The sequence below is a fragment of the Vibrio sp. Vb1980 genome, assembly GCF_033338615.1.
Taxonomy (GTDB): Bacteria; Pseudomonadota; Gammaproteobacteria; order Enterobacterales; family Vibrionaceae; genus Vibrio; species Vibrio alginolyticus.
Map to the genome: position 1 here is coordinate 60,482 of NZ_JAWOSZ010000004.1, position 17,504 is coordinate 77,985.

General features: G+C 47.7%; 17 protein-coding genes. 10 read left to right on the top strand and 7 right to left on the bottom strand.

What is annotated here, in order from left to right; all coding sequences use genetic code 11:
* Window positions 1-60: 60 nt before the first annotated feature.
* Complete coding sequence (grxB, locus tag R7F64_RS09190; protein WP_318071618.1) at window positions 61-690, top strand: glutaredoxin 2; 630 nt, start codon at window positions 61-63, stop codon at window positions 688-690.
* A gap of 10 nt (window positions 691-700) precedes the next feature.
* The gene (locus tag R7F64_RS09195) at window positions 701-1,825 is read left to right on the top strand and encodes an alkene reductase (protein ID WP_318071619.1); all 1,125 of its coding nucleotides are present in this window, start codon (window positions 701-703) and stop codon (window positions 1,823-1,825) included.
* Window positions 1,826-1,907: 82 nt separating this feature from the next.
* Here the strand turns inward: R7F64_RS09195 and R7F64_RS09200 are convergent, their stop codons facing one another.
* From R7F64_RS09200 to R7F64_RS09210, 3 genes are read right to left on the bottom strand one after another with little or no spacing between them, the layout of a single operon-like run.
* On the bottom strand, window positions 1,908-2,966 hold the full coding sequence (locus tag R7F64_RS09200; protein WP_053307200.1) for a zinc-binding dehydrogenase: 1,059 nt from the start codon (window positions 2,964-2,966) through the stop codon (window positions 1,908-1,910).
* 4 nt (window positions 2,967-2,970) lie between these two features.
* Window positions 2,971-3,483: a 2,4'-dihydroxyacetophenone dioxygenase family protein gene (locus R7F64_RS09205; RefSeq protein WP_064354540.1), complete on the bottom strand. Its 513-nt coding sequence runs from the start codon at window positions 3,481-3,483 to the stop codon at window positions 2,971-2,973.
* A gap of 40 nt (window positions 3,484-3,523) precedes the next feature.
* Window positions 3,524-4,285, bottom strand: a complete 762-nt coding sequence (locus R7F64_RS09210; RefSeq protein ID WP_318071620.1) for an SDR family oxidoreductase — start codon at window positions 4,283-4,285, stop codon at window positions 3,524-3,526.
* 131 nt (window positions 4,286-4,416) lie between these two features.
* Between R7F64_RS09210 and R7F64_RS09215 the strand changes: the two genes are divergently transcribed.
* Entirely contained in the window at window positions 4,417-5,439 is a 1,023-nt protein-coding gene (locus R7F64_RS09215) for a helix-turn-helix domain-containing protein (protein WP_318071621.1), read from the top strand.
* Window positions 5,440-5,459: 20 nt separating this feature from the next.
* Here R7F64_RS09215 and R7F64_RS09220 read toward each other — a convergent pair whose 3' ends face one another.
* Window positions 5,460-6,893 carry a PLP-dependent aminotransferase family protein gene (locus tag R7F64_RS09220; RefSeq protein WP_005387040.1) on the bottom strand — a complete coding sequence of 478 codons (1,434 nt, stop codon included), beginning with the start codon at window positions 6,891-6,893 and terminating at the stop codon, window positions 5,460-5,462.
* 285 nt (window positions 6,894-7,178) lie between these two features.
* On the opposite strand from R7F64_RS09220, the gene doeA reads away from it, so the two are divergent.
* From doeA to R7F64_RS09250, 6 genes are all read left to right on the top strand, one after another.
* A complete protein-coding gene (gene doeA, locus R7F64_RS09225) occupies window positions 7,179-8,366 on the top strand; it encodes an ectoine hydrolase DoeA (protein ID WP_005373780.1) in 1,188 nt (395 codons plus the stop codon).
* Between the two features lie 54 nt (window positions 8,367-8,420).
* A complete protein-coding gene (gene doeB, locus R7F64_RS09230; protein WP_005373782.1) occupies window positions 8,421-9,428 on the top strand; it encodes a N(2)-acetyl-L-2,4-diaminobutanoate deacetylase DoeB in 1,008 nt (335 codons plus the stop codon).
* Window positions 9,429-9,551: 123 nt separating this feature from the next.
* On the top strand, window positions 9,552-10,031 hold the full coding sequence (locus R7F64_RS09235) for an Lrp/AsnC family transcriptional regulator (RefSeq protein WP_033906328.1): 480 nt from the start codon (window positions 9,552-9,554) through the stop codon (window positions 10,029-10,031).
* A 155-nt stretch (window positions 10,032-10,186) separates the two neighbouring features.
* On the top strand, window positions 10,187-11,707 hold the full coding sequence (locus R7F64_RS09240) for an NAD-dependent succinate-semialdehyde dehydrogenase (protein ID WP_137282805.1): 1,521 nt from the start codon (window positions 10,187-10,189) through the stop codon (window positions 11,705-11,707).
* A gap of 41 nt (window positions 11,708-11,748) precedes the next feature.
* Window positions 11,749-13,152, top strand: coding sequence for an aspartate aminotransferase family protein (locus R7F64_RS09245; protein ID WP_053304591.1), 1,404 nt, complete (start codon window positions 11,749-11,751; stop codon window positions 13,150-13,152).
* 171 nt (window positions 13,153-13,323) lie between these two features.
* Window positions 13,324-13,845, top strand: coding sequence for a DUF2058 domain-containing protein (locus R7F64_RS09250; RefSeq protein WP_053307193.1), 522 nt, complete (start codon window positions 13,324-13,326; stop codon window positions 13,843-13,845).
* A 92-nt stretch (window positions 13,846-13,937) separates the two neighbouring features.
* Here R7F64_RS09250 and R7F64_RS09255 read toward each other — a convergent pair whose 3' ends face one another.
* The 3 genes from R7F64_RS09255 to R7F64_RS09265 form a co-directional block, all read right to left on the bottom strand.
* Window positions 13,938-14,552 carry a LysE family translocator gene (locus R7F64_RS09255; protein WP_017633575.1) on the bottom strand — a complete coding sequence of 205 codons (615 nt, stop codon included), beginning with the start codon at window positions 14,550-14,552 and terminating at the stop codon, window positions 13,938-13,940.
* Window positions 14,553-14,629: 77 nt separating this feature from the next.
* Window positions 14,630-15,022, bottom strand: a complete 393-nt coding sequence (locus R7F64_RS09260) for a ribosome recycling factor family protein (RefSeq protein WP_054577722.1) — start codon at window positions 15,020-15,022, stop codon at window positions 14,630-14,632.
* A gap of 19 nt (window positions 15,023-15,041) precedes the next feature.
* Window positions 15,042-15,911: a LysR family transcriptional regulator gene (locus tag R7F64_RS09265; protein ID WP_005373812.1), complete on the bottom strand. Its 870-nt coding sequence runs from the start codon at window positions 15,909-15,911 to the stop codon at window positions 15,042-15,044.
* 105 nt (window positions 15,912-16,016) lie between these two features.
* Between R7F64_RS09265 and R7F64_RS09270 the strand changes: the two genes are divergently transcribed.
* Window positions 16,017-17,273 carry an adenylosuccinate synthase gene (locus tag R7F64_RS09270; RefSeq protein ID WP_318071622.1) on the top strand — a complete coding sequence of 419 codons (1,257 nt, stop codon included), beginning with the start codon at window positions 16,017-16,019 and terminating at the stop codon, window positions 17,271-17,273.
* Window positions 17,274-17,504 lie beyond the last annotated feature (231 nt).

A 17,504-nucleotide genomic window follows, 5' to 3' on the forward strand; every position in this document is an offset into this window, starting at 1 on the left:
CCGTAACGCTGTACAACGCACAACAACACGCCCTGCCCAGCCAGAGATAGGAAACAAAACATGAAACTGTACATTTATGAACATTGCCCCTTTAGCGCCCGCGTCCGTTTTGTTGCAGGCATGCTGAATATTCAGCTCGACGTCGTCAACATTGCTTATGACGACGAGAGCACCACCACAAACATCATCGGCGCCAAACAAGTTCCTCTTTTGATCAAAGACGATGGTGAAGCCATGGCGGAAAGCTTAGACATCATCAACTACTTCCTTGAATTGGCATCTTCCAATGAAAGCAGCCAACCCTCAACACCGGTTTTAGACTGGCAAAAACAAGCGTTTTTACCGCTACAAAAAGTCGGGTATCCGCGTTGGTCAAACATGACGTTACCGGAATTTGCAACAGAAACCGCGAAACAAGCATGGCGTGCAAAAAAAGAAACCGAAGCGTTAAATTTTGAAGCTTTGATTAACGATACACCTGCGATTGCGAAAGAAGTCGCCGCCTTGATAGAACAAACCAAACCCTTGCTCAACCTAAGTTCAGAAAAGCAAACATCACTGGTTGATCAAGCCATTATGTTCTCCATTTTGCGCGGTTTCTTCAGTGCTTCCGAAGTGCAATGGGATCCAACCGTACTTCACTGGATGGCAACCGCTCGTAAAGCGACCAACGTGCCAGTGCTTATCTGAGGAGCGCAACATGAAACAAAGAACAAATAAGCTGTTTGAACCAGCTCAACTGAAATCGTTGTCACTACAAAACCGTATTGTCATGGCACCAATGACTCGCGCACGCACCACTCAGCCGGGCAACATCCCGAATGAGATGATGGCAACGTATTATCAACAGCGCGCTTCTGCCGGGCTGATCATTTCCGAAGCCACACAAATTTCGGACGATTCTCAAGGCTACTCGTTCACCCCTGGCGTTTACACCGATGCGCAAGTGGCGGGCTGGCAGGGTGTGACCCAAGCGGTCAAATCACAAGGCGCAGCGATGTTTTGTCAGCTATGGCATGTGGGCAGAGTGTCTCACCCAACATTCCAAAATGGTGAACAGCCTATCGCGCCATCTGCGCTCGCTCCGGTAGAGACGCAAGTTTGGATTGCAGATGAACAAGGCAACGGCAATATGGTCGATTGTGTTGAGCCACGCGCCATGACACAAGCGGATATCAACCGAGTTGTCGGTGATTTCGCGAACGCAGCCAAACGCGCTATTGAATCGGGTTTTGATGGTGTAGAAATCCACGGCGGGAATGGGTATCTGATCGATCAGTTCTTAAGAACCAACTCAAACCATCGAATAGACAACTACGGCGGTTCACGAGAAAATCGTATCCGTTTTCTTATCGAAGTAGTGGATGCAGTTATCGCCGCTATTGGTGCGCATCGAGTTGGAGTGAGACTGGCACCATTCATTACGTTTAAAGATATGGACTGCCCAGATATCGTTCCAACAATCTTGGAAGCATCAAAACAGCTACAGGAGCGCCACATTGCCTACTTGCACTTGTCCGAGGCCGATTGGGCCGATGCACCAACGATTCCTGAGACGTTTCGAATCGAACTTAGAAAGCGCTTTCGCAACGCTATTATTGTTGCCGGTCGCTACGATCCTCAACGAGCAAACGAAGTATTAGAGAAAGGCTACGCGGATCTTGTCGCATTCGGACGGCCATTCGTAGCAAACCCAGACTTAGTCTCTCGCTTGCAACATCACCATCCGTTGGCAGAACTCGATGGCTCAACGTTGTTTGGCGGAAACGAACGAGGCTACACCGATTACCCTGCTCTGCAACAGGAATGCGCAGAACAGGCCTAACAAAAAAGCCCCAACCTAGCTGCTACGGTTGGGGCTGTCACCAAACTAAAATTGGTTTTAGCTAGCTTAATCTGGCTAAGAGTTAAATCACTTCTAACGCGCCGCTGCGCCAAGGTTCGATAACCACTTTGATGTGGTCATTGGGAGTCATTAACTGTCTAAACGCATCTTCCACACCATCGATCCCTACTTTGGCAGTGAGCATTTTCTGCCAAGGCAACTTATGTTCGGCAATCGCTTGTAGGCATTGCTCAAACTCGTGCGGTTGGTAGTAGTAAGAGAATCTCAAGTCGAGCTCTTTTACCGTCGCGTACGCGTAGTTAATGATTGCGGGTGTCGTATGGATACCCGAGATGACGATTCGCGCTCGGGCAGGAGCGCGGCGCAGAAAATCGTCAATCAAGGTATGCTTGCCAACACACTCATAAATGACCAAGCGTGAATTCATCGCGTACTGTGCCCCGACGGCGATCTCGTCTTCCTTGGTCGGGTTGATCAATCGATTTGCGCCAAACTCGCTGGCAAGTTGCAGCTTTTCTTCCTGAAGATCGACCGCAAGAATATTGCTGACGCCACGTTGTTTCAGTGCAGCAATCACCGCCAGCCCTATAGGGCCGCAACCGACAACCAGCGCTGTTTCTTCCGTTTCGATTTCACTGCGGTTGACCGCGTGCAAACCGACCGCTAGTGGTTCGGTTAATGCCGCCGCCTCAGACGGCATTCCGTCTGGCACAGGTAGCAATAACGCTTCATCAAGCAGGAAATACTCAGAGTAAGCGCCATAAGTACCCGGAGTAACACCAACGCCCGCGCCATTTTGACTGAGCAACATCGGCACTGAGGTGACTCGGCTACCAACGGACAACGTTTGCTGCGTATCGGCACCGTATTCGATAATTTCCGCGCAGAACTCATGCCCCAACATCACTTGAGCGTGCTCACCGGCTTCATCAGGCATCAACCCGAGCTGGTGGAATACATCAAATACCTCATCCGCGTGTCGAGTAATGTGAAGGTCGGAGCCACAAATGCCACAAGCTAGACTACGAACCAACACTTGTCCCGCTGCAGGTTTGGGGATTTCGACTTGCTTCAGGCGGACACTACCATCCTGCATTATGATACTGTTCATCTGTTGCATGGGGTTACTCCGCTAGCTCATCGCTTAGGCCAGCAATCGCACCCGGTTTGATGTAGCGCGCAGTGAAGCCTTGTGCTTTCGCTGTTGCAATAACAACTTGCTCAATCCAACCCGCATCCATGATATTGATGAAGTTACCTTCTTCGTCAAAGTTAATGTTTGCACCAGTGATCACCATAAAACCGTCGGCACCGCCTGAGCTTTCAGGGCAGTGGAAGGTATGAATCGAACCGCCCGGCTCATATAAGTAGCTGCCAGCGGTTTGGACTTGAGCTGGGTATTCAATGTAGTGCCAAGCGCCACTCAGCGTATAGAAATGCACCACACCAGTGTGGAAGTGCTTAGGCAGAGTGATACCCGGTTTGAATTTGGCACGAATCACCCAAGTACCGTTTTCTGGGTCAAGAAACAACGGGTAAACATCCACACCCGGTAGCGCGTCTTTGATGAGCGACTCCTCATTGGTATTAAGAGTTAATAAGAAATCTTGGTGCTGAATAACTTCTGGTAATGACATAACTTACATCCTCGCTATTGCTGTAATGTGGCGTACTCGCCTATCCCATAAGTGGGTACTTAAAATTCTCGAAACCGTCAGATGCGCTGATGGTACAACCGTTGATACAGTTGGCTTTCTCGCTGACCAGAAACGCCACCACATCAGCAATCTCTTCTGGTTGTGTGAAGTTTTGACGCATCTGTTCTTTGCGGATGTGGCCCCACAGGCCAATCTCTTCGTATTGCCTTAACATCGGAGTATCAACGCGTCCCGGAGCGACAGCGCAAACACGAATACCCAATGGTGCGAGTTCTAATGCGGCGCATTTGGTCATCATATCGACTGCGGCTTTACTGACGTTGTAGGTAAAGGTCATCTCAGACGCCATTCGTGCGTAAACAGAAGAAGTATTGAGGATCACGCCCGGCGTGCCTTGCGCTTGGAATTGTCTTCCAGAGGCAAGAATGCCGTAGTAAACGCCATTTTGGTTGACCTTAGAGATCGGCTCAAAATCGGCAATTGGGTCGTGGTCAAGCAGAGGTTTCGGTGCACCGATGCCCGCGTTGTTGACCATGATGTCAAGCGAGCCAAACTGTTCAACCGCGCACTTCACCATAGCTTCAACTTGTTGGTAATCGGTGACGTCCGCGACAAAGGTTCCCAACTGCTTTGGGTCAAAACTTGTGTACATTTGCAATGATTGTTCTGAAATATCGACAGCAAGCACTTTGGCTCCTTGCTCTCTCAGCTTTGCAATGATGGCTTGGCCAATTCCACCAGCTGCCCCAGTCACAATGGCAGTTTTATTGATAAGTTCCATACTGCTTCTCATCCATGCGTTGTTGTTATCGAAATGTAACTTAGATCAACTCACTGGCACTCACTTGACCTTTTACGAAGTAAATTTGATACATTGCGATTTACAACCTGTTAACATTTTAAAATCGAGACATGTATATCGTACGAAGTGGCGCTGCTGATAAATTTGATAGCTTGGTTTCAGAATTAGGTCAGAATCCGCAAGAGATAATGGCCGCTGTTGGCCTGTCTGCGGCGCAGTTTCGCAATCCCGATACGTATCTCGCCTACCCTAGGCTGGCTGAATTGCTGGAGGAAGCGGCTGCTCGTTGTCAGCAACCGCTGTTTGGCGTGTTGCTCTCCGAGCGTCAAAACCTACAGAGCTTGGGAGACTTGCCAATGCTGGTTTCCCGGGCGCAAACGGTCGGTGAAGCCTTGGCGCGGGTGAATGATTTTCTCTATCTGCATTCGTCAGGGGTCACTCTCAACATGACGCCACAAGATGATTGGGTACGGTTGTCGCTCAATATTGATGTGCACAGCGAACGAGGTATAGCACAGCTGATGCAGCTCAGTGTGTCGCACTTAGCCATGTTTGTTGCGAGCTTACTTGATATTGAAGCAAGTCACTTCTGTTTACACCTCACCCAACACGCGAGCTTCGAGACAGAACAGAGCGAATTTGCCCAGCAGAACAAACTGCGTTTCGGTGATAAGTTTGACGGTATCCTACTTAAAGCGACTCTGCTTAACGCTAAGAACCACCAAGATGAAGACGCACTAGAGCGCCATTTTCAACAGCACTTCAAAGAGCTGCAAACCCGTTACCCCAACAATCTCAGTGACCAAGCAGCAAACATGATTGGCCGTCTGCTCTCAACCGGAGAACGCAGCGTTGAGCGCGTTGCAAGAGCATTAGACCTGCATCCGAGAATGCTGCAAAACAAGCTGAAACAACAGGGCACAAATTATCGGCAGCTTTTACAACAAGTGCGTCAGGATTTCGCCGAACAGCGATTGCATGAGAATATTCAGAGTATTACCGATATCGCGTTGCAACTGGGCTATGCAGAAACTGCGGTCTTCAGCCGCCACTTTCGCCGTTGGACGGGGAAATCGCCGAGACAATGGCGACAAGAAAAAACTCAGTTACAAACGTTTAAGCCCATCAGATAAAAGCATAAATAACCTATCGCTCAGACCAAAAAGTGTGAGGTGGGAGGGTTGGTATCGAGAATTTCAGCAATCACAGATAACCCGTGTTTGATGTAGCCTCGGTTTGTTTCTGCTCCCAAACTGATTCGCACGTAAGGCATTGGCTGATTTGTATCGAGAACAAACGGTTTATATCCAGTGATCTGCACCCCTGAACGCTTAGCCGAAGCAACCAGGTCATCGCTATTCCACTGCTCGGGTAGTCTCAACCAAATATGCTGTCCATTCGGGTGCGAGCTATAAACATGCCCTTCTAAAGCGGCTTTTGCTATTCGCTGTCGCTTAGCAAACTCATTGACTTGAAAGCGAATAAGTCGATTTAACGTACCGTTTTCGATCCACAAATGAGCGACTTCAAATGGTAATGGAGTCGCAGACCAACTCGTTGCCGCTAAACGACCAATCGCGTGCTGCAAAAAATGACGTGGGACCGTCAGATAGCCAGTGCGCATGCCTGGCGCTACAACTTTGGTTAAACTGGTGACATAGAAAGCTTGTTCGGGTAACAATGTGGCAAGGGGTGGGACACGGTTAGGTTCTAGTGCTCCATACACGTCATCTTCAATGACATAGATGTCGTATTGCTGCGCAATATTCGCTATCGCCTCTCGGCGTTCAACATCCATATGCGCACTAGTCGGGTTAGCCATGCTCGGTGTGCAACACAATACCTTGATTGGTTTGTGTTTACATGCCCATTCAAATGCATCCGGCGTTATACCAAACTCATCCATTTCAAGTGGTTGCAACTTAAATCCAAGCATTCTCGAGCGAGAGATCAAGCCATGATCAACCAAGTGACCACAAGCAACTACATCACCGTGTTCAACAACTGTGCTTAAAGCCAACGTTAAACCATGGCATGCACCATTTGTGAGTAATATTTGATCGGCACCCACATCCAGCCCTTGGCTACTTAGAAATCGTGCTCCTGACTCAATATGATGAGGCTGACCTGTTACCGGCTTTGCTTTACTGATCAAACCACGATTGTTTGTTTGCCCAGCAATCTCCATTAACGCCTGATTAAAAAGCGTAATGTGGCGATCGGTCACCACTGGATGTGCAATCGACATATCAATTTCATCCGGCGTTTCTTTCATCTCTTGTGTCAGCATGAACTCCGTGTCCGTACTTTCATCCACAAAACCTGATTTGACAAAAGTACCATTCCCAACCCAAGACTCGATCGCCCCTTTTTTCTCTGCATAACCATATGCATGGCTCACCGTTTGTACGCTGACGCCAATTTGCTCTGCAAACTCACGATGTGTGGGTAATCGAGTCCCCGGTTTTAGATAACCACTGCGGACACATTCGACAAGATAGTTACCAATGGAGATGTATTTAGCGGTGCCTGGCCGAATGATCGGGTTCAAAGAAATTGTCATGACACAATATTTTAATTGATTCATTTTTAACGCTCATTGTAACTTCCATTTAACAAATGGCGAACTTTAACTCACAAAACGAGGTGAAATGCACAAAAATAAACCACAATTGTAATGATTGACATGAAATGTATGGGTTAAACAAACATGTTAAACAAACATGTTAAACAGCATCGTTTAATCCAAATACAACCCCAGAGGTAAATTGCAATCATTTTTTAACGCAGATCTGGCTAGCTGGTAGAAGGTAGAAATACCTCAGCGTCTCCGAAGGCCCATAAGGCGTCGGATTTCTAACAAGGAGAAAATATGAGAGGCGTTGCTTTGCATTTTACACTGGATGAGTTCCAGGATCGGTTAACGAAAGTTCGGCAATCGATGGAAGAAAGAGAATTGGATGTCCTTATCATTCATGACCCTTCTAACATGGCGTGGCTGACAGGCTATGATGGGTGGTCTTTTTACGTGCCACAATGTGTCGTTGTTGGTCCATCTGATGAACCCGTTTGGTTTGGACGCTGCCAAGATGCCAACGGAGCATACAGGACTGCGTATATGTCGGCAGAAAACATCACCTACTATCCAGACCATTATGTAATGAATCCGCCGCTACACCCGATGGATTTCCTGGTCGAAGCCGTACTGGCTCCGCGCCTTTGGGATCGTGGTCGTATCGGTGTAGAAAAAGATAACTATTACTTTAGCGCCACCGCTTACGAATCACTCACTACGCACCTACCGAATGCTCAACTTCTCGATGCAACCGGACTAGTCAACTGGTGCCGCGCCGTTAAATCCGATCAAGAACTGGCATACATGTACCGTGCCGCTCGCATTGTTGAAAACATGCACCGTGTCGCGTTCGACATGATTGAACCAGGATTACCGAAACACCACCTTGTTGCCGAGATTAACCGTCAAGCCGTGCTCGGGCATGAAGACCACTTTGGCGATTACACCGCGATTGTGCCGCTTTTGCCATCAGGTTCTGATGCTTCCGCACCTCACCTGACTTGGGATGACAGACCCTTCAAGAAAGGCGAAGGGACGTTTTTTGAAATCGCAGGGGCGCACCGCCGTTACCATTGCCCACTCTCACGCACTATTTTTCTTGGCGAGCCTGACGACAAGTTTAAACGAGCCGACGAAGCCCTAACTCTAGGACTTGAAGCGGGCTTGAAAGTGGCAAAGCCCGGAAATACCTGCGCCGACATCGCCAATGCACTAAACCAGGTTCTCGATAAAGCGGGATTCTCACGCGAAGGTGCCCGTTGTGGCTACCCAATAGGTTTGAGCTACCCACCAGATTGGGGGGAACGAACCATGAGTTTGCGAGACACCGATAAAACCATCTTGAGAGAAGGCATGACATTCCATTTTATGCCGGGGCTGTGGTTCAAAGATTGGGGGTTAGAAACAACGGAAAGTATCGTCATTACCCATGATGGAGCAAAAACATTGTGTGACTTTCCACGCCACTTATTTGTTAAACACTAATTTTTCAAACCTTAAGCTCTGTTGAGCCAGGTCTGAGAACTAAAAGGACTTGATATGCAAAAAAGCTCGATCACAGCCACCATAGACTTTGACCGAGAAGGTGTACAGCACGGCTTTTTAACGCTGCCCTATTCACATGACGACTCCGCTTGGGGCAGTATTATGATACCTATCACCGTGATCAAAAATGGTCACGGACCAACCGCACTGCTTACTGGCGGTAATCACGGAGACGAATACGAAGGCATCACCAGCCTGCTAAAATTGACGAACTCGCTTCAGGCAGATCAAATCCAAGGTCGTGTCATTATTGTACCCATGATGAACTTACCTGCGGTACAAAATGCCTCACGTACGTCGTTTATCGATAAAGGGAATTTAAATCGCAGCTTTCCCGGCAACCCCATAGGCACAGTGACCGAGAAAATTGCGGATTATTTTACTCGTTACCTAGTTCCTAAGTGCGATTTTGCGTTAGACATTCACTCAGGTGGTAAAACGTTAGATATCGTGCCGTTCGCCGCTGCCCATCGTCTCGACAATCTCGATCAAGAAGAAGCCTGCATATTAGGTGCAAAACTGTTTGGCGCACCTTACACCATGATCTTGCTCGAAATGGACGCCACCAGCCTGTATGACACTGCCGTGGAGTCTCAGGGAAAAATCTTTGTTACCACCGAACTAAGAGGAGGCGGAACCAGCACTCCAGAAACCATCGCTTATTCCGACCGTGGCATTCGCAACTTCTTACGCTTCTCAGGCAACTTGCCCGGTGACTACGAACAACCAACCCAACCAACTAAGTTATTAGATATGCCTGATGCAAGTTGTTATGTGCAAAGCCAGCACCACGGCATCACAGAATACTTATTTGATCTTGGAGATACCGTCAAAAAGGGCGATGTATTAGTGAGAATCTTCTCGACCGAGCGCACAGGTACCGCCCCCGTTGAGTACAAGTCACAGCGCAATGGTATTTTCGCGGCACGTCGTTTTCCTGCTATGGTGAATATCGGTGACACTATCGCAGTTATAGCCGAAGACTGCGGCGAGATAGGCTGATTGAAAAGCCAACTAAAGAAATCAAAACAAATGGCATACCAGAAGCAAACTGGAAAGCACCTTATAACAGCGACCAGTCATCAGCCTTTATGAAATGATTAGTATTCAACAGGGAGACTCATAATGCGCCTCGATCGCTACGACGTAAAAATTCTACAAATACTTCATGATAATGGTCGTATCACCAAATCTCACCTTGCCGAGGCCATCAACCTATCCGTGAGCCCTTGCTGGGAGCGCGTCAAAAAACTGGAAGAAGCAGGCATCATTGAAGGTTACGGAGCAAAAGTAAATACCGATATTTTGTTCAAACGAACGTCAGTTATGGTTGAAGTTACGCTCAAAGAACACAACGCCCAAGCGTTCAAACGCTTCGAGCAACTGGTTCAACATTCACCAGAAGTCACTGATTGCTATGCCACGGGCGGTGGTGTCGATTACATCCTTAAAATTCAGTCAGAAGATATCGACCAATATCAGCGGCTTATCGACAACTGGTTAGACTCAGATGTGGGCATTGAGCGCTACTTTACTTACATTGTGACAAAAACAATCAAACGTGATGCGGACACATTCGAAGTAAACCAAAACGCTTTGTTATAAAAGGGAAAATGCGTATCAGGCGTGAACAGAAAAAACACCATATTTAACGGCACTAAAAAGAAAGTTCTGACGTTTTAAACCTCGGTATCAGAAATTATTTCGGTCACTTCTCCATTACAGTTTCATTATGGACAACGATGCTGGGAGAAGGACTCATGACAGCACTGCACAGCTTACATGCTGAGGAATTAAAAGCCTCGCACGACATGATGGCGATAATGAAAGACGTACGTTTGGTGAGAGGTTTAGCGTACGTAAATGGCAAATGGGTAACTGGTGACCAATTTCATCCGGTGGATAATCCAGCGGATGGTACTGTCATCGGCTACATTACCAAGCTATCTCAGCAACAACTCTATCAAGCGATTGATGAAGCCGACCAAGCCTTTCGTCAATGGCGAAAAATGCAAGCAGAAGAACGCGCTGAAATTCTCATGCGTTGGCACGACCTGATTCTAGAATCAAAGCAAGATCTTGCTCATTTGATGGTGATGGAGCAAGGAAAAACACTAGGTGATGCTGTAGGTGAGATTGACTACGGCGCATCCTTTGTTCGTTGGTTTGCCGAAGAAGCACGCCGCTGTTATGGCGAAACCATCCCAAGTCATATTCCGAATGCGCAGCTATCAACGGTGCGCGAGCCAATTGGTGTCGCAGCACTGATTACGCCTTGGAACTTTCCTAATGCCATGATCACACGCAAAGCCGCTGCCGCACTAGCAATAGGCTGTCCGGTGCTCATTAAGCCTGCCAGTGAAACGCCTTTTTCTGCGTTAGCGTTGGCAGAATTAGCAGACCGAGCTGGCTTTCCATCTGGTGTATTTAACGTGATCACTGGCGATGCGGTGATGGTGTCACAAACCTTGTGCCACTCCGATAAAGTCAAAGCGCTCTCGTTCACAGGCTCAACTCGAGTAGGCAAACTGTTGCTACGCGACGCGGCACAAACCGTGAAGAAGTGCAGTATGGAGCTCGGTGGTAACGCCCCTTTCATCGTGCTGCCAGATATGGATGTCGAGCAAGCAGCCAAAGCCGCCGTGGATGCGAAGTTTCAAACCGCAGGACAAGACTGCTTGGCCGCAAACCGTATTTTCGTCCCTGACGATAAGTACGAAGCGTTTTTGGAAGCGTTTGCCAAAGAAATGAGCCACATCGTTTTGGGCAATGGCTTAGACGAAAAAACCACCATGGGACCGCTTATTAATCGCACTGCGGTGGATAAAGCGCATGATTTGGTGCGTGACGCGCTCGACAAAGGCGCGCGATTGGTAGCGGGATACCACCAGCCCGTACCAGGCGAAAACTTCTTCGCGCCGACATTGCTAGCCGATGTAACCCCTGAAATGGCGGTGTATCGCGAAGAGAATTTTTGTCCTGTGGCAGGCGTATTGCCTTACCAAGACTTAGATACCGTGATTGAAATGAGCAACGACACTGAGTACGGCTTAGCTGCCTATGTTTATGGTCACGATATTCACCAAATTTGGCACTGCATGCGCGGTTTGGAGTTTGGCATGGTGAGCGTGAACTCCGTCAAAATGACAGGGCACCCTATCCCATTCGGCGGCGTGAAACAGTCTGGTCTTGGACGAGAAGGAAGCCGTCACGGATTTGAAGAATACAGTGAAATCAAATACTGCTGCTTAGGCGCTTTACCAACCGTCAGTGGCAGTTGAGGCACGAAATATGGATATCCAATTATTCGAGGAGAAGGATCATGAGTAACAAAACCCAACAACTTTTAGAGATCGATCGTCAGAGAGTATTTCATGCCTCAACCCACCTGAAGCAGTATGCGGCCGGGGAGCTTCCGGGAAGAATTATCTCGAGCGGAAGCGGAATACGCATCACCGATTCAGAAGGCATCGAGCTGATAGACGGCTTTGCCGGGTTGTATTGTGTAAACATTGGCTATGGCAGGACCGAAATGGCCGATGCGATTTATGAGCAAGCCAAAGAACTGGCGTACTACCACACGTACGTCGGTCATACGAACGAAGCGCTCGTGACACTGTCAGATCGCATCATCAAAATGGCGCCTGAAGGCATGAGCAAAGTTTACTACGGCATGTCAGGCAGCGACGCGAACGAAACTCAACTTAAGTTGGTATGGTATTACAACAATGCTCGTGGTCTACCAGAGAAGAAAAAAATCATTTCGCGTGACCGCGGCTACCATGGTTCAAGTATCGCGTCCGGTTCAATGACAGGTTTGCCGCTGTTCCACGCCCATTTTGATTTACCACTTGAGCGTATCAAACACACCATCGCGCCATATTATTATCGCCGTGAAGACGAGAGTATGTCTGAGCTCGAATTCTCTCAATATTGCGCAGATCAACTCGAAGCGATGATCTTGGAAGAAGGCCCAGAAACGGTAGCAGCAATGATTGCAGAACCAGTGCTCGGTACTGGCGGTATTGTGCCACCACCAGCAGGGTACTGGCAGGCGATTCGCAAAGTGCTCGACAAATACGATGTACTCTTGATTGCGGATGAAGTGGTGTGTGGCTTTGGTCGCCTCGGCTCCGATTTTGGCTCACTGCACTACGACATGAAACCAGATCTCATCACGGTAGCGAAAGGGTTAACCTCAGCGTATCAACCGCTGTCTGGCGTGATCGTCGGTGAACGAGTTTGGAGTGTGCTAGAAAACGGCACCGACCAATGGGGCGCTATCGGACACGGTTATACCTACTCTGGTCACCCAATGGGAGCGGCAGCCGCGAACTGCAACCTCGATATCATTGAACGTGAAGGCTTAGTGCAAAACGCGGCCGAAGTCGGCGCTTACTTGCAGCAACGTATGGCAGAGACGTTTAACGATCATCCATTAGTCGGTGATACTCGTGGCGTTGGCTTGTTGCATGCGTTGGAGTTTTCTTCAGACAAGCTTCGCCGAGCACACTTTGATCCAAACTTGAAAGTAGGCCCGCAAATCGCGGCGGCCTGTTTAGAGCAAGGCTTAATCGCTCGCGCTATGCCACATGGTGACATCCTCGGTTTTGCTCCACCGCTTATCGCGAATCGTAACGATATAGACACCATTGTCGACAAAGCGCATCAAGCGGTAAACAAAGTGATGGATAACCTCGTCACATCTAAACAGTGGCAGCCATAACCCACCTAGATTTCAGTAACGCTCGCGGGCTTTGGAGAAGGCCCGCTTTGCACTTTCCTTAAAGAGATAACAAGCCAACCAAACATTTTAGACCCATAGGAAGCACTATTATTTACTACAAGTGGCAATAGTGGGTAAAATGCCCAAAATTGCGCACTAACTGGATAAAACATGGCAAAACTTACCCTTCAAGAACAAATGCTGAAAGCTGGCTTAGTTAATGAAAAGAAACTAAAGAAAGCGAAGAAAGGCTCTAAAAAATCACGCGTTCAAGCACGCGAAGTAAAAGCGGCGGTTGAAGAGAATAAACGCCAACAGTTAGAGCGTGATAAACAATTGAGCGAGCAGCAAAATGCTGAGCGATTAAATAAAGAGATCAAAGCGCAGATCAATCAATTGATTGAGATGAACAAGATCGACTTAAAAGATGGCGACATCAAATACAACTTCACTCACGGTACGCTAGTGAAATCTCTTTATGTAGATTCACTTATCCGCGAGCAGTTGATCAAAGGTATTTTGGCAATCGCAATTGTTGGTGAAAGCTATGTTGTCATTCCACGTGGAGTAGCGAATAAAATTGCTCAACGTGATGAGTCCGTCATCATCGAACAGAAAGAAGCAGAATCTGACATTCCAGCAGAAGACGATCCATACGCAGATTTCGTCGTGCCTGACGATTTGATGTGGTAACAATAAATAATCGATGCATCAACTAAAAGAGCCGCTGATGTAACATCAGCGGCTCTTTTTATAGAAAAATAATCTACGGAGATGATGTGTTGTTATTGCTTACTTAGTAGCAAATTCGCACCTGATGCGGCTAAAAACAACGAACATCCGCGATTGAAACGTTTCGCCATTTTTGGATTTGAAAACCAGTGCCTCAAGTACAAACCAAAGATGGCATAGATTGAAATGGCAACCATTTCTAATATCAAAAACGTCGAGCCAAGGGCAAAAAACTGCTCTTGAACGTTGGCATTGGCATCAACAAATTGCGGCAAGAATGCAGTAAAAATAAGTATCGCTTTCGGGTTGCCAGCAGCAAGCGTAAATTCTTGCTTCGCAAGTCCTGCGTAATTGCGCGAATTGTCCAAGTCAGAGATCGGGCTGGACTCTGAACGCCAAAGGTTAAACGCAATCCACAGTAGATACAGCGCCCCTACCAGCTTTATTGCCAAAAATAGCATTTCTGACGTATACAAAATCACAGCCAGACCTGATGCAGACAACGCAATCATTGCTGAAAAAGCGGCAATTCTGCCTAAACTAGCCGTAAACGCGGCCCTAAAGCCGTAACAACGCGCATTATTCATTGCCAATAAATTGTTTGGGCCTGGAGCCATATTTAGAGCAAAGCAAGCAGGGATAAAAAGGAGAAGCTGCCAAATATCCATAATAAAATGGTCTTAGTGAGTGATTTTGATCGGTACCCTAACATCTGTTAATAAAGTGAGTAAACCACAAACCGATCTTAAAGCAACTCAGCATCAAATCGTGCCGTGCGAGCTTGAACTAACGTGCAGTTCGTTTCAGCCATCAGCTCCGCTAAGGTGATGTTTGGGTTTTGTCTCACCAAACGTATCAACTTCACGTCCAAAGGTTCCAATTTGTCTTGGTGAGCAAGTAGAGCTTGTTCGATTTTGTTGATCGCAAATCGCATCGTCTCTGCTTCTTCGTTTTTGAGAAGCTCTAAAAACGCTTTTACATCCAAAGCCTCGCCCGAGATTTGCCAGTGACGAGATCGTCTAATTCGCTTAAGATCGCACTGTTTTTCTGCTGCGAGTGTTTTCGCTCGCTTGGCATGGTCGCCCCCAATACGGTGAATCAAGGATGGGAGCGAAATCGTAATCTTCGTCTCTTTCATGGCCTTTTCTTTCATCGTCTTAGCCCTCAACCACCGACACATTCTCGCCAACCCAAGCCAGCAACTGTTTTGCCGCTTTGGATAACACCTGATTTTGACGCACGATGTAGCCGAAATCAGTGTTTGGAAAACTTGGCAAAGGCGTAACTTCACGAGAAAGCTTTAATCTCGGATCGAGCGAGAAATCCGGCACAATAGCAGTCCCAAACCCCGCTTCCGCCCAGTCGATTTGTGCTTCCACACTGCCCACTTCCATCACGCGATGCTTAGGCAGATTTAGCTCAGGTAAAGACGCATCAATCAGCTCTCGGGTTCGAGTATCGTGCCCTAGCAGGATCAGCGTCTGGCTCTCTTTTCGATTGTCTTGCCACTCAAAAATGTTATCGCCAAACGCACACCAGTGAATCTGCGTGAGAGGCGTAAAATGCAGCGGTTGACTCTCTTTTTGTGCGATAACAAAGCCGATATCGGCACGCGCACTTTTCACCAAATCCACCGCTTGAGAAGATGTGGTATTGAACAATGCCAAGTCGATCCCCGGATATTCACTTTTGAATTGCTGAAATGGTTTGATAAGCAGTAAACGTGAAACAATATCGCTCGCCGCAATAGAAAGCGTCCCCTGCGTAAGATCGTTGATGGCATTGAGATCCGACTGACAAATTTGCAGCTCATTGAGCATCCGCTGCGCCGTAGCTAACAAACGCTTCCCCGCCTGCGTCAGCTGTACAGGGTTTCGCTCAATCAATTTCGTGCGCGTGGCCTGCTCCAACTGCTTGATATGCAAACTTACGTTCGGCTGTGTCATGTGCAGTTCCGTCGCTGTTTTGCCGAAATGTTTTACCTCTGCAAGAGTGACGAAGGTTCGCAGCCAGTTCAAATCTAACATTGCCAATTCCGATATGAGATTCTTATCAAGTTAATGAGTATAATTAATTTCTCTTATTATGGCGAACACCTTAAGATTTTTGCATCTGTTTTTGGAGATTAAATTATGTCGTCTATCGTTGTTGTGGGTGCAAACTGGGGTGATGAAGGCAAAGGCCGCATCGTTGACTTTTTGGCAGAGCAAGCTTCTGCGAGCATTCGTTTCCAAGGTGGTAACAACGCGGGTCACACCGTGGTTAACGACCTAGGTACGTTCAAGCTGCACCAGCTACCAAGTGGCGTTTTCAACCCAGACTGTTTGGCAGTATTAGGTCCGGGTATGGTTATCAGCCCTGCGTTGCTGTCTCAGGAGATTGCGGAAGTTGAAGAAGCGGGCGTAAAAGTGAATATGTGCATCTCTGATCGCGCAACACTGTGTCTACCTCTACACGCACTAGAAGATACGCTAGAAGAACAGCGTTTAGGCGACAAAGCATACGGTTCAACTCGTCAAGGTATTGCACCTGCTTACGGTGACCGCGTAATGAAGAAAGGCATCCTTGTTGGTTGGTTGAAGCAACCAGAAGTATTGGTTGAACGCCTTCAATTCATGATGGATTGGAAACTGCCGCAACTGCGTGCGCTTTACCCGACGTTCGAGTTCGAACAAACCGCTGAAGAAATGGCGAACTGGTTGCTAGAAGTGTCTGCACCTTGGCGCGATTCAATTTGCAACGTAACGCTTCCTCTAAAAGAACTACAAGCGAAAGACAAAACACTATTGTTCGAAGCACAGCTTGGCGCAGGTCGTGACCTTGTTTACGGTGAGTACCCTTGGACAACATCTTCTAACGTTGTATCAATGTACGCGGGTATCGGCAGTGGTCTTCCGGCACTTCGCCCTGAGCGCGTTATTGCGGTTGCAAAAGCATTCAGCTCATCAGTAGGTACTGGTACGTTGATCACTGCAATGGAAGAGCAAGATGCTTTCCGCGAACTTGCAGGCGAGTTCGGTGCAACTACAGGTCGTCCACGCGATATGGGCTACTTCGACGCAGTCGCTACTAAGAATGGTGTTGAACTGCAAGCAGCAACTGAAATTGCGCTAACTAAAGTAGACTGTTTGACTGGCCTTAACGATCTGAAAATCTGTGTTGGCTACGAAGGCGACCACAACGAAAACCCAATCTGGCCTCAAACTGCCTCTCTTGCACCAATCTACGAGAAAATGGAAAGCTGGAGCGAGGACATCACTGGTTGTCGTAAGTTTGAAGAGCTTCCAGTAGCAGCACAGAAATACGTTCTACGCATTGAGGAACTCATGGGCGTACCAGTAAAAATGGTGTCTGTGGGTCCTGGTCGTGAACAAATGATTATGCGATAAGATGTGAATTAACACATCATTGGCAAGCGGCTTTTATCTGTTCCGGGGTAAAGCCGCTTTTTTTACACTGTAAACTTTGGAAAATTGCACGGCTAAATTCATGTTTAGTAACCTCATCACGAGACTCCTACCTCCTTTATTTATAAATCAATAAATTATAGGGCTTAACACGTTGTGCACGTTACTAGCACATCTCACTTGTTAAAGAAGCACGTCAATTAGGTTAAATGG